Source organism: Sphingobacterium sp. UBA7249 (assembly GCF_002472835.1).
GTDB lineage: Bacteria > Bacteroidota > Bacteroidia > Sphingobacteriales > Sphingobacteriaceae > Sphingobacterium > Sphingobacterium prati.
This window is the reverse complement of the sequence record NZ_DKST01000012.1, coordinates 215,594-229,297: the sequence shown is the minus strand read 5'-3', so window position 1 is coordinate 229,297 and position 13,704 is coordinate 215,594. Positions and strand designations below refer to the sequence as shown.

The window sequence follows — 13,704 nt, the reverse complement described above, 5'->3', positions numbered from 1 at the left end:
TAAGAGATATGTTAGATTCAAAAGTACCAGCGGGCCCATTAGCCCAAAAGTGGTCAAATCATAAATTTAATCTTAAGTTGGTTAACCCTGCTAACAAACGTAAATTTACCGTTATCGTTGTTGGTACAGGTCTTGCTGGTGCATCTGCAGCAGCATCACTAGCTGAGTTAGGATACAACGTAATTACCTTCTGTTACCAAGATTCACCTCGTCGTGCGCACTCCATTGCGGCGCAAGGTGGTATTAACGCAGCAAAGAGCTACCAAAATGATGGTGACTCCGTGTTCCGTTTATTCTACGATACAATCAAAGGTGGTGACTACCGCTCACGTGAAGCAAACGTATACCGTTTGGCTGAAGTGTCTGTAAACATCATCGACCAATGTGTTGCGCAAGGTGTTCCTTTTGCACGTGAATATGGTGGTTTATTGGACAACCGTTCTTTCGGTGGTGCGCAAGTAAGCCGTACGTTCTACGCACGTGGCCAAACGGGACAACAATTGTTGTTAGGTGCTTATTCAGCATTGAACCGTCAAATCAAAAAAGGAAAAGTAAAATCATATACACGTCACGAGATGCTGGATTTAGTTATGATCGATGGTCATGCTAAAGGTATCGTAACACGTGACTTGGTATCTGGTAAAATCGAAACGCACGCAGCACACGCAGTATTAATGTGTACTGGTGGTTACGGTAACGTATTCTTCTTGTCTACAAACGCAATGGGATGTAACGTTACTGCAGCTTGGAGAGCACACAAACGTGGCGCTTACTTCGCTAACCCTTGTTATACACAGATTCACCCTACTTGTATTCCTGTAACTGGAGATCACCAGTCTAAATTGACGCTGATGTCCGAGTCTTTACGTAACGATGGTCGTGTATGGGTTCCTAAGACGCAAGAAATGGCCGAAAGATTACGCAAAGGTGAAATCAAAGCTAACGACATCAAAGAGGATGACAGAGATTACTTCTTGGAACGTAAATACCCTTCATTTGGTAACTTAGTACCTCGTGACGTAGCATCACGTAATGCGAAAGAAGCCGTTGATGATGGTCGTGGTGTTGGTAAAACTGGTTTCGCCGTATTCTTGGACTTCAAAGAAGCTATCGGCCGCCTAGGTGAAGATGCTGTACGTGCTAAATATGGTAACTTATTTGACATGTACTACCAAATCACTGACGAGAACCCTTACAAACAACCAATGCGTATCTACCCTGCTGTTCACTATACAATGGGTGGTGTATGGGTTGACTACAACTTGATGACGACAATCCCAGGTTTGTATGCATTAGGAGAATGTAACTTCTCTGACCACGGTGCAAACCGCTTAGGTGCTTCGGCATTGATGCAAGGTCTTGCTGATGGTTATTTCGTGATCCCTTACACTGTCGGTGATTACTTAGCTAAACTAGGTTCTTTCGCACCAGTAGATCATAGCCATCCTGCTTTCGAAGCTACACGTAAAGAGGTTGAAGAGAAAATCAATAAATTGCTATCCCTAAATGGTACACAAACTGTTGATGATATCCACAAAAAATTAGGTCTCATCATGTGGGAATACTGTGGAATGGCTCGTACAGCTGAAGGATTGCAAAAAGCACAAGGTTTGATCCAAGAGTTGAAAAAGGAATTCTGGACAAATGTTAGAGTTCTGGGTGAGAACGAAGAACTAAATCTTTCTTTAGAGAAAGCTGGCCGTGTAGCTGACTTCTTGGAATTGGGTGAATTAATGGTTGTTGATGCATTACAACGCGCTGAGTCTTGTGGTGGTCACTTCCGTCTTGAAAGCCAGACTGAAGAAGGTGAAGCAAAACGTAATGATGAAGAATTTGCTTATGTATCCGCTTGGGAATACAAAGGAGACAATGTACCTGAGGAGTTGCACAAGGAAGACTTGGTATTCGAGAACGTTCAGTTAACGCAAAGAAGTTATAAATAAGAAGGAAAATTATCATGGCACAACATATGAATTTAACGCTGAAAGTTTGGCGTCAAAAAAATGATAAAGATAAAGGTCAATTTGTAACTTATCAGGCAAAGGACATCGCTGATGATATGTCTTTCCTAGAGATGCTTGATATTGTGAATGAGGAATTGACACGTAAAGGTGAAGACCCTGTATATTTCGACCACGATTGTCGTGAAGGTATTTGCGGAATGTGTTCGTTAGTAATCAATGGTCGCCCTCATGGTCCTAAAGAAGGTACAACGACATGTCAATTGCACATGCGTAGCTTCCACGATGGACAAACAATCGTAATCGAACCTTGGAGAGCTGCTGCATTTCCAGTATTGAAAGACCTTGCAGTTGATCGTACTGCTTTTGATCGCATTCAACAAGCTGGTGGATATGTAAATATCAATACAGGTGGTGTTCCTGATGCTAACGTTATTCCTATTCCTAAACGTATCGCGGATGAAGCTTTCGAATCGGCTACATGTATCGGTTGTGGTGCTTGTGTTGCAGCTTGTAAAAATGCTTCAGCTATGTTATTCGTATCGGCTAAAGTATCTCAATTTGCCTTGTTACCACAAGGTCAGACTGAACGTTACGAACGTGCTCAAGCAATGGTAGATCAGATGGATGCTGAAGGTTTCGGTAACTGTACCAATACAGGTGCCTGTGAAGCTGAATGTCCTGTAGGTATTAAATTAACTAATATTGCGCGTTTAAACCGTGAGTACTTGACTGCTAAAATATTCAGACAAGAGGAACCACACGTATAAGTATTTTTAGAATAAAATAATATAAGAGTCCTTGCCCTAAGAAAGCAAGGACTTTTTTTTATATTTACGCTAATGTAAATTGACTAACGTGAATTCTGGTATAAAAATTCGTTTACTTCTACTGATCTTAACACTCTGCTTTATAGGAACAGCTATTACCATCAAAGAATCTGTTACAAATAAGGAAATACTCGACATCGATACCAAATCGCTCAATGACTATATTGTCGAACAAGAGAAAAAAGTAGATCGTATTTTTAAGGACTCCTTGCTGCTCAAAACATTTAAGAATTATGATCAGTACCCTATCGCAGTCTATCAGGCCTTTGAAAGATATAAAAATGATCAGAAGGTTTATTTATTCCTCTTTAAGGATCACGAGCCAAAACTATGGAGTACAAATTTATTTGTTCCCATCACTGACCAGGGCTTTTTGGAAAAATCAAATTTCGTACAAGATGACAACCGTTCGTATATTGTTCGTAAAAAAACAATTGGAAATATAAGCATACTTGCATATATTCTAGTTAAACCCTATACCAACAATAACAATCCTTATTTAAACGCGTCACTGCGACGTAATCTCTTTGATACACGAAACATCGACATAGCATCCTATACAGATACCGTAGCCATCAAAAACATTTATAGTAATGAGGGCTCTTATCTGTTTTCTGTGAAACTCAAAGACGGTAATCATGAAAATATCTATACCATCTTACAATTCTTTTGCTGGTTACTAGCTTGGATAGCACTATTGATTTTTTTTAACAGCCTTTGTCTCCACATGGCTAAGACCAAAAGAGCTTGGTGGGCTATAGCACTGCTTGCTGGTATATTTATCCTTGTCAAATTTGCAGACTTGAAATGGAATCTACTCTCAGAAAATGCTACATTCGCTATATTTGATTCCCGCAACTATGCCTACAATAGTTTCTTTCCTAATATTTGGTCTGTACTCTCCACGACAATATTGATTCTATGGTGGATGTTATTTATCTATTCTATTCGAAAAGAACTCAATTTTGACAAGGTCAAAAACATTAGGCTCTTTAAATTACCCCTTGCGATAGGCCTCATACTAAGCATATATTTATCCTTTGCGCTTTTATATGATATTGCGGGAACATTGGTGACACATTCAAATAATATCTATTTTGATTTCACCAAACTTGTTGATCTGCACTTTCTAAGTTGGGTGGATCTTGGTATTATCGGATTGGGGATTCTGTCCCTAAATATTTACATAGACCTAGTCTTATTTTTTCTTAAAAAGTTAGAACTAAAACCTACCCAACTATTAAATATTCAATTAGCCAGTGTTATTTTTGTCATTCTTATTATTTCAATCTACATTGAGAAAAATAGTTTGGTCAATTTGCTTCTGGCTCTGATTATTCTAATCAAATCCTTTGGAGAAAAATATTTCGATAGACATCTATTGACTAATTATATTGCTGTTCTTATCCTTTGGGCAATCATCAGTACAATTACCCATGCACGTTTCTATCAGGAGCGAGACCTCATCGATATGAAGATATTGCTGAACAATCTGCAGTCAGAAGACGACGTGAATGCAGTTTCATTATTTTCAGACATTGAGACGGGGATCAGCAATGATAAAGAACTAAAACATTTGTTTAACATCAGTCTACCGTATACAAATACAGAGGGGATCAATGATTTTATCAAGAAAAAATATTTCAGTGGCTATCTTTCGAAATATGAATTTAAGGCATATTACTATGATCAAAATAATATTCCATTAAATCCAAATGGTCAAAACAGAATCAATGAATATAGAGAAAAAGTAATCAATAAGTCGATAAAAGTTACACAAAATTTCTACCGTGCTAGTGCCGAATTAGGGACTCATGAATATTTTTCGATCATTCCAGTGAGGATCGATCAGAACAGGGTTATTAACGTAATTATCAATTTATCCAACAAGGATTTCAGTTACACCGTGCCCTACCCTGAAATATTGACAGATATGCGGATCAATAATTCGCAATATTATAATAAAGGTGAATATTCAATTGCTCTATATAAAGGCGGATCACTTGTTACTCAATTTGGCAAATATACTTACGAAAATAACCTTCGAGGATTAAAAGGTCAACCGGGAGAATACATTGAAGTATTGGATCGAGATTCATATCTTCACATGGCTTATATTGCCAATACATTCTCGACTTATGTCATTAGCAAACAGAAACCTTCTTTCTGGGACTATGTTGCCACAACTTCTTTCCTGTTTTTGGTATTTTTCATGATTTTCATGCTCTTTCATTATGCAGCATCGTTTTATATCTTTCTGAAGAACACGAAGCTTACATTCCGCAACTTGAAATATCAGTTTTATAAAATTATCAACAAGATACAATATTCTACACGTATACAGACCTCAATTATTTCCTCTGTTATATTAGCGATTCTAATATCCGCTGTGATTTCATATATCAGCATCAATAAACAGCTTTACAACAACAATAGAAATAGCAAAGAGCGTTTCATTATTGAATTGGGCAAACGGATGGAAAATATGCTCACTTATACGGACGAAGTCTCTAATGAAAACCAACTCATTAGTATTTTAAAAACTTTATCCGAGACGATATCTAAGGATTTCAATTTATACTCAAAATCGGGCAGGTTATTGTACAGTTCTCAACGCAGGATTTATGACTTGGAACTCTTTTCCACTTTTATCAATCCGGCGGCGCTCAAAAATCTCTCCCTGCTTAAAAAATCAGAAACGATTGAAGATGAACGGATCGGAACTTTCCAATTTGAAACAAGCTATGCGACAATAAGGGATAGAAACTACAGTACATTGGCCTATATTGGCATTCCGAATTTCTCACTTCAAAAAGAGGAGAATATCAATAAAAATTTGCTACTGAACACAATTGTTAACATTTACTCTTTGATCATCATCGGCTTCGGTTTTTATGCGACTTTCGTCGCAAACAGTGTAACCAATCCACTTAGCATAATCAGTAAAAAGATCTCCCAACTTCGACTAGGACAGCCCAATGAACCTTTATTTTGGCAAAGAAATGATGAAATTGGGACATTGATCAAAGAGTATAACCTCATGATCATAAAACTCGAGGACTATGCCAATAAAATAAAGGATACCGAACGTGAATCAACCTGGCGTGAGATGGCCCAGCAGATTGCTCATGAGATCAAAAATCCGCTAACGCCAATGAAATTGGGCATACAACAGCTGCGGAGATCCTATAAAGACGATGATCCTAAATTCCCTGATCGTTTCAATAAGTTCTCTACTTCATTTATTGAACAAATAGATGCGTTAACACAAATTGCTTCCGAGTTCTCCCATTTTGCAAAATTTCCAACAACTGTGATGGAAAATATCAATATCGTCGAAAAAATAGCAAAATCAATATCCCTTTATAATAACACACCTAATGTCAACATCCGACTAATAAACAATGCCGATCAAAAAACATTGATTGTTAAAGCAGATGGAAATGAACTATTGCGTACATTTAATAATTTGATAAAAAACGCTATTGAGGGCGGGTATGGACGAAAAAATATGAAGATAGAAATTTCCATCGAACGTTACTCCGACAAGTTTGTAAAGATAGATGTCAAAGACAACGGCTATGGAATCCCCGAAGGAATGAAAGATAAAATATTTCAGATCAACTTCACTACAAAAAGCTCAGGAAATGGTTTAGGTCTGGTATTGGTAAAGAAAACAATCGAAGCTAGTAATGGACAGATATATTTTGAAACAACGGAAGGAGAAGGAACTACCTTTCATATATTACTTCCATTACAACAAACAGAATCTTAATGCTTTATTGTCCCATTTCATAAAAGAACTCCATAGTATTTCATGGTAAAATACCCTCCTTGGATAGCTCCTGAAAAGCTGCAGCAACTTTAATGGCTTTGTTCGCGAAGGAAAAGGCAAAGCCGATAGCGAATCTATCCTATGCGTATTGATACAATACAAATCCTACAATATAGACTAACATGTCGGTAAAAAGAGAATTTCGAGTGCGAAAAACTTCAACAATACGGCCTTAAAATTCTCTAAGAGCTCTTTATCGTTTAATAGTGCCCTCCTGTCTTACTATTATAAAGTTCAGTAAATAATAAAAAATGCGAGGTCCTTTCGAACTCCGCATTTCTATAACTTACACACTTTATGAAACAGTACCCTGAACCAAAAAGCTCTACTTTACATTCATCTTTTGAAAAACATCACAGGCTCTATCTTACGACTTGCAACGAGAGAAAATACGTCATCTGTCTAACGCAATACAACTGTTGATCTACCCATTATAGCATTGTCTTCATAAAGCAAGACGGTGTACGCCCCTTTGGTAAAACCGTTTTCAGCAGACCAATACACCACATAATCTTCACCTTTATTTGTAAACAAAATATTATGTTTAAAGGTATACTGCAACTTCTCCCCATGTACAAAGAAAATATTATCTCCTTGTATCACAAGATTCCCCTGAGGATCAATGATTCTCACAAAAATATCGCGTTCGCCACTTTTAGCCAATGAATTGTCAGTTATGGTAAAATTAATTTTCAATTTATCCACCCGTTTCGCACGCTCTTCAACTGACTCCTTACCGTTCTTTTTGACTTCAAGACCATTGATACTGATACTTGAAACCTTCAAAGCAGATGCTGTCGTCACTTTTTCTTTTAATTCAGCATTAGTTGTTGTCAGAGAAGTAATTTGCTTATTTTTCTCGACAACCGATTCATTCAAATTTGAATTCTGCTTTGATAAAATTTGATTTTCCTGAACCAAGCGTTGAACATCTACCCGATAATGATCAACCTGCTTTTTTAACAAATTGATTTTACGCTGAGCGTCATCAATATCTTTAGGAGTTATACTCTTATTTTCAAGTTTTTTTCTTAGTTCAGCAATTTCCGCTCGCGAATCATCTTTTTGCACCGTCATCTCAGGAGTCAATTGAACATTTTCTACATCAATCTTGTCCAACTCGGCCTCTATCCGGTCGATCTGTACCTGAAGATTTTCCTTTTCCACAGTTAAGGCATAGACTTTCTCTCCATTTGTCTTAAACTTAACATAAAAATATATATTCGTTGCTAGTAACGCTGCGATCGCAATGATGAAGAAATAAACTTTAGAAGTATCTTTCTTCTTCTCTTCTTCCTTCTTGCTCGAAACAACCTCTGAATTCATCATAATACACTATCATATTCATTGTATGAATACATCAATTCATACCAATAAATGTTTAAACAAAAATTATTCCAGTTTTATTTTTTCATTATCATTTATGAATTATTCAAAATAGTTCAACGTCTGAAAACCACCTTGTTTCAAATACTCTTCTTTTCTCATCAAATGAAGATCGGATTGTACCATATCTGTTACCAGCATCTGAAGATTATATTTAGGTGTCCAACCTAGTTTGGTATTCGCTTTGGTAGGATCTCCGATAAGTAAATCGACCTCCGTCGGTCTGTAATAGGCAGGATCTACCTTAACGACAGTTTGTCCAAATTTAATAAGTGATTTATCAATATTTAATTCAGCTAAACGCTCCTCATCAACATCAATAATTACTCCTTTTTCTTGTTCGCCCTTCCCACTAAATTCAATTTCTATTCCCAATTCCGCAAAGGCCAAACGGACAAAATCTCTGACCGTTGTTGTAACTCCGGTTGCGATGACAAAATCCTCAGGTTTTTCCTGTTGTAGGATTAGCCACATCGCTTCAACATAGTCTTTGGCATGTCCCCAGTCACGCTGAGCCGAAAGATTCCCCAAATAAAGTTTATCCTGCAATCCCAATGCAATTTTTGCAACGGCTCGGGTTATTTTACGCGTTACAAATGTTTCACCTCTGACAGGACTTTCATGATTAAACAAAATCCCATTGCAGGCATACATCTTGTAAGCTTCACGATAGTTAACAGTAATCCAATAGCCATACATTTTGGCAACAGCATATGGACTTCTTGGGTAAAAAGGAGTCGTCTCACTTTGTGGTACCGCTTGCACAAGACCATATAGCTCCGAAGTTGAGGCTTGGTAAATACGTGTTTTCTCGATCATTCCTAATAATCTGACAGCCTCTAAAATACGAAGTGTACCGATACCGTCAGCATTGGCCGTATACTCGGGCGTATCAAAGCTCACCTTAACATGGGATTGAGCCGCTAGATTATAGATTTCATCCGGTTGAGTCTCCTGAATGACACGGATCAAATTAGTTGAATCTGTCAAATCACCAAAATGCAATGTAAAATTTCTATTGTCAAGATGAGGATCTTGATAAAGGTGATCAATACGATCGGTATTGAATAGGGAGCTACGGCGTTTTAGCCCATGAACCCTATATCCTTTTTTTAATAGGAATTCTGCTAAATAGGCGCCATCTTGCCCTGTAATACCTGTTATCAATGCAGTTTTCGTGTTTTGTTCAGCCATATTTCTATCTATATTAAGCAGTTCCTAGCTTAAGCATTGGGAATCATGCTATTTTTCATCTGATAAATCTGTTTTCTAAGGTAACGCTGCTATCTGATTTATTCGTCTCAAAAGCAATTATTCATACAGCTTCCGCTTTTTGTATTCATCAATTCACACTTCAAGTTTGAATAAATCATGATGGATTCAGCGTGTAAAAGTATTAAATTTTCCACAAAAAAAAGCCATAGGATTTCCTATAGCTTCTCGTTATTCTTTTTTTCTCGATTGAGCTTAGTTTACACGCGAAAAATTCAACACCAAGTAAGCTTCACCATTAGATACTGTCAATGGCATTTTCATAACTAATTTGTTGCCATCAGAATAAGACAGATCTAAACGATAACCTGTTGTTACATTCTTTGCTTTGTCTCCTGCATAGATCTTTTTAAATTGGAATTGCGGTTCGCCTAAACCTTTTCCAGGATTGTATATCGACCAAAAGATCTCACGCGATGCACCCGGAGCACATAAAGTACCTTGGGCATTGAACGTGATTGATCCCTTTCCATTTCCAATGAAGTTCCATGTACTACCGACAAAACATTCCGCAGGAGCTTCCTCAAATACACTTTTAATGGTGAATGTCGAAGGTAAGTTTTCTCTATCGATTGAATTTAGTGTCCAAGTTCCCTTCACAGCAGATTTCCATTCTGAGGCGCTAGGTCCCGAAGTTGCACTTGTATTGGAAGACCCATAACCAGGATTTCCAGTAGATGTACCTTGCTTTTGTGCACCACAAGAGAACAAGGTCACCGTAGCAAAAACTGTTGCTAATGATAAAACGAATCGATTCATATGTCTAGTTTTAATTTCAAATTGTATTTTTGGGGTAAAATTAATCCACAAATCATGAAGATTACAGCCAAAAATCATACCATAAGCAAAATAATCGCAAAAACTCTTTTAAGGTTATTCATTATTCTTTTAGCCTTCGCCACCTACCCTCTTTTTTTGGGACAGGAAGCAAAGACGAAATTAAACCAAATCAGCCTAGCGTTCACAAATAAGGTTGCTTTCATTGCCCCTATCTTATTATTTTGTTTTATCGTCGGATTAATGATTGCTGTGCTAAAACACAAATATAATAGAATTGACCTAAATTGGCTATTTTCTCTTGCGACAATATTCGGTATTTTATACTTGATATTATTGTATTCAAGAATTTACCCAACTATCGCATAAGTACAATTGCACAATTCGACAAAGTTCCTAACTTTGAATTTTCCAAAATCGCTAATACGTATGATTAAGATTGGAAAAATAAACTTCTATGGACAAAAAAAAAGGTTTTAAGATCCTAAAAAATATATTGAAGATTGTCGTTACAGTGGGAGCCCTTTACTGGGTTTTCAGTAAAGTTTCATTAAAAGATCTCAAAGAAGCTGTAATTCATTCAAATCCCTTCTATTTATTTCTAGCTTTATTAGCATATAGTAGTTCAATTTTTATATCCTCATCACGTTTATTGACATTTCTGAGGGCTATTGGCTTAGACGTATCTGAAAAATATAATTTGAAGCTTTACCAATTGGGACTGTTCTATAACCTCATTTTACCTGGTGGAGTGGGCGGGGATGGTTACAAAATATTCTTCCTTCGAAAAAGATTCAGTATCAAAGGCAGGAAATTATTTACAGCATTATTCTTAGATAGATTAAGTGGTTTATGGGCCTTATGCCTAATCATTGCAGCATTAGTCACTTACATGCCACAACTAGGAATACCAAATTACTTGACGGTCATCCTGTTTGTATCAGGGAGCATCCTCTACTATTTTGTTGTTACAAAATTTTTCAGTGAATATAAGTCTACCTTTTTACAAGCACACTTAAAAGCTATAGGCGTACAGTCAATGCAAGTGATCGCAGCGATTTTAATTCTTTATGCCTTAGGATTTAACGGAAAATTCTCCCCTTACCTATTTCTATTTTTGGCCTCTTCGTTAGTCTCTATCATTCCTTTCTCTGTGGGGGGATTGGGTATGCGTGAGCTCGTGATCATGTGGGGAGCAGGCATATTTCAGGTTGACTCACACAATGCGGTGTTGATCACATTGTTATTTTATATTATCTCGGCGATGGTCGCACTCTCCGGAATTTATTTTATCTTCAATCCTAAAGCAATTGGTGAGGATAAACTACCTTCTGTCGAAGAAGTTGAACAAAGTCAAAAATTAGAGGAATAAACATGGCGAATATTATTATAACAGGAGCAAGCAGTGGCGTCGGATTTGAGGCTGTACTTGATTTGACCTCAAAAAAGGACAACAAAGTCATCGCATTGGCTCGATCTGCAGACAAATTGAGGAAGCTTCATGAAATAGCTAGTCAACTTAATTATGACGGGGGTACACTTTTCCCCGCACAATTTGATATTGTCTATGATGATTACACAACGCTAATTCCTTTTATTCAATCGAAATTTGACAGCGTCGACATCTTGATCAACAATGCCGGTGCATTAATTAATAAACCATTCATGGAGACCAGTGGGCAGGATTTTGCAGAAATGCTGCAGACTAATATTATGGGACATGTCAATATGATACAGCACGTTGTTCCATTCATGCACGAAGGTTCCCATATTGTCAACATCAGCAGCATGGGCGGCTTTCAAGGATCAATGAAATTTCCGGGACTTTCAGCCTATTCTACCAGTAAAGGTGCTTTGGCTATTTTAACAGAATGTCTCGCTGAAGAATTTAAGGAAAAGGGAATTAAGGTCAACTGTTTAGCATTAGGCTCGTCACAAACTGAAATGTTTGAAGCAGCTTTTCCCGGTATGCAAGCGGGCACGCTAGCCTTTGAAATGGGTCGGTACATTGCGGAGTTTGCTCAGAACGGACACCAATATTTCAATGGCAAAATTCTTCCTGTCGCCAATACGACGCCATAACAGAGCGCTTAAAGGCAACAGGTTGTTGCTGATCATCGACACCAGAATATACATTTATAAATTCCGATTATACAGCCTTGAACATGTATAATCGGAATTTAATTTTTCTCCGATTCCGAAAACTTATGTTAGGTTGCCAAAAGCGAATACCGTAAAGACCAAATTTAAGATTCGATTATTTTGTTTTCAATTTAAGCCATTTCGTAAGATCATCCATCAATTGCTCATTGAAACTTTCTGAATTTTCAAAATATTCTTCAATTTTCCCCGTCCGTGCATTTTGAAAGAGATGATTCAAATTTGGGTAGTCTTTGATCGTCACATCTGTCGTATTCAGGCGTAAACGTTGAAGTGCATAAATATTTTCGTTAGCAGGCACCTGAATATCTTTTCCTCCAAAAGAAGCAAAAATAGGTGCGTTTACTTGCTTAAGGTAATAACTTGGATCGATTCGGAGAAAAGTTTTAAACCAAGGCATTAACATCGGACTTAATTTGATTCTCATATCCGATGTTAATACATTTCCATTGTTTTGGCGAATAAGTTCTTTTTCCAATAATTCCGACAAAATCTTTGGCGGCTCATCTCTCAAAAGAATGTCATATAGCTTTCTGTTATTAGCCTTATTCAATTCCAATGCTGGCTCAGACAACCCTGCGACTTTCCCGAGCGCATAACTCTGTAGAATCAATAAAGAATCTCCTTTGAGGACAGGACCAGATAAAAGCGCAATATAGTTGACCTTACTGTTTTCTGCTGCAACCATTTCCGCTATTAAAGCACCTTCGCTATGGCCAATGACACCAATCTTTCCTGTTTTGACCATCTGCTGCTTGCTCAGAAAATCCACGGCTGCATTTGCGTCTGATGCGAAATCAATCGTCGTAGCCAAGTTAACTTCTCCTTTGGACTTTCCAATACCACGGTCATCATAACGCAGCACAGCGAAGCCCTTTTTAGTAAGATGATCCGCTAATATTTTAAATGGTCTGTGTCCAAAAACTTCTGAATCTCTATTTTGCTGTCCGCTACCATTGACCAGGACAACAGCCGGAAAAGATCCCCCTCCTTTTGGATATGTTAAGGTTCCGACAAGCGAAGCATTACCTTTTACATTCTGAAATGAGATTTCCTGCTCGATGTAATCATAGGGCGGAAAGACATCTTGCTTGCGTGAAAGCCCACTTTGCTCACTCTCACTACGCACCAGTATCATCGCGGATTCAAAACTGCCCTGTTTCATGGCGCCTTTCATCACATCTTTGTCGCGGTCCAAGTAGCCTCTATAAAATAAACCAATCGCTTTGACCTCCATCGATATCGAGTCTTTGTTCGTTTTTATCATATCAACTGGAAACTTCAGCGAGGTCTGCATGGGGCTTTCAAAGGTTCCCACCCAGTTATTAGCACTATCCTTCTGTAAATTGAATACCAAAAGTAATTTCTGCCCAGACACGCTCACCTCACCTTTCCACGACCCATCAAATGACTGTGCGTCTGCACATGAAAAATGTAAACAGATTAAAAACAAGTAGAGAATTTTCTTCATAAGTTCCTTTCC

The 13,704-nt window shown here is 37.7% G+C and carries 9 protein-coding genes; 5 read left to right on the top strand and 4 right to left on the bottom strand.

Annotated elements, in window-relative coordinates:
- Positions 1-8: 8 nt before the first annotated feature.
- The 3 genes from B4A24_RS08835 to B4A24_RS08825 all read left to right on the top strand — a co-directional run bounded on the left by B4A24_RS08835 (position 9) and on the right by B4A24_RS08825 (position 6,566).
- Positions 9-1,943 carry a fumarate reductase/succinate dehydrogenase flavoprotein subunit gene (locus tag B4A24_RS08835; RefSeq protein WP_293944393.1) on the top strand — a complete coding sequence of 645 codons (1,935 nt, stop codon included), beginning with the start codon at positions 9-11 and terminating at the stop codon, positions 1,941-1,943.
- Between the two features lie 14 nt (positions 1,944-1,957).
- Positions 1,958-2,731 carry a succinate dehydrogenase/fumarate reductase iron-sulfur subunit gene (locus B4A24_RS08830; protein ID WP_172392261.1) on the top strand — a complete coding sequence of 258 codons (774 nt, stop codon included), beginning with the start codon at positions 1,958-1,960 and terminating at the stop codon, positions 2,729-2,731.
- 88 nt (positions 2,732-2,819) lie between these two features.
- Complete coding sequence (locus tag B4A24_RS08825; RefSeq protein ID WP_293944390.1) at positions 2,820-6,566, top strand: HAMP domain-containing sensor histidine kinase; 3,747 nt, start codon at positions 2,820-2,822, stop codon at positions 6,564-6,566.
- Between the two features lie 462 nt (positions 6,567-7,028).
- Here the strand turns inward: B4A24_RS08825 and B4A24_RS08820 are convergent, their stop codons facing one another.
- From B4A24_RS08820 to B4A24_RS08810, 3 genes are all read right to left on the bottom strand, one after another.
- Complete coding sequence (locus B4A24_RS08820; RefSeq protein WP_293944388.1) at positions 7,029-7,955, bottom strand: hypothetical protein; 927 nt, start codon at positions 7,953-7,955, stop codon at positions 7,029-7,031.
- A gap of 99 nt (positions 7,956-8,054) precedes the next feature.
- Entirely contained in the window at positions 8,055-9,206 is a 1,152-nt protein-coding gene (gene gmd / locus B4A24_RS08815; protein WP_293944386.1) for a GDP-mannose 4,6-dehydratase, read from the bottom strand.
- A 273-nt stretch (positions 9,207-9,479) separates the two neighbouring features.
- Positions 9,480-10,043, bottom strand: coding sequence for a lipocalin family protein (locus tag B4A24_RS08810; RefSeq protein WP_172392265.1), 564 nt, complete (start codon positions 10,041-10,043; stop codon positions 9,480-9,482).
- Between the two features lie 475 nt (positions 10,044-10,518).
- On the opposite strand from B4A24_RS08810, the gene B4A24_RS08805 reads away from it, so the two are divergent.
- Together B4A24_RS08805 and B4A24_RS08800 are read left to right on the top strand one after the other, a co-directional pair.
- Positions 10,519-11,433, top strand: coding sequence for a lysylphosphatidylglycerol synthase transmembrane domain-containing protein (locus tag B4A24_RS08805; protein ID WP_293944383.1), 915 nt, complete (start codon positions 10,519-10,521; stop codon positions 11,431-11,433).
- Between the two features lie 2 nt (positions 11,434-11,435).
- Positions 11,436-12,143 carry an SDR family NAD(P)-dependent oxidoreductase gene (locus tag B4A24_RS08800; RefSeq protein WP_293944381.1) on the top strand — a complete coding sequence of 236 codons (708 nt, stop codon included), beginning with the start codon at positions 11,436-11,438 and terminating at the stop codon, positions 12,141-12,143.
- Between the two features lie 175 nt (positions 12,144-12,318).
- Here the strand turns inward: B4A24_RS08800 and B4A24_RS08795 are convergent, their stop codons facing one another.
- Positions 12,319-13,692: an alpha/beta hydrolase family protein gene (locus B4A24_RS08795; protein ID WP_293944379.1), complete on the bottom strand. Its 1,374-nt coding sequence runs from the start codon at positions 13,690-13,692 to the stop codon at positions 12,319-12,321.
- Positions 13,693-13,704 lie beyond the last annotated feature (12 nt).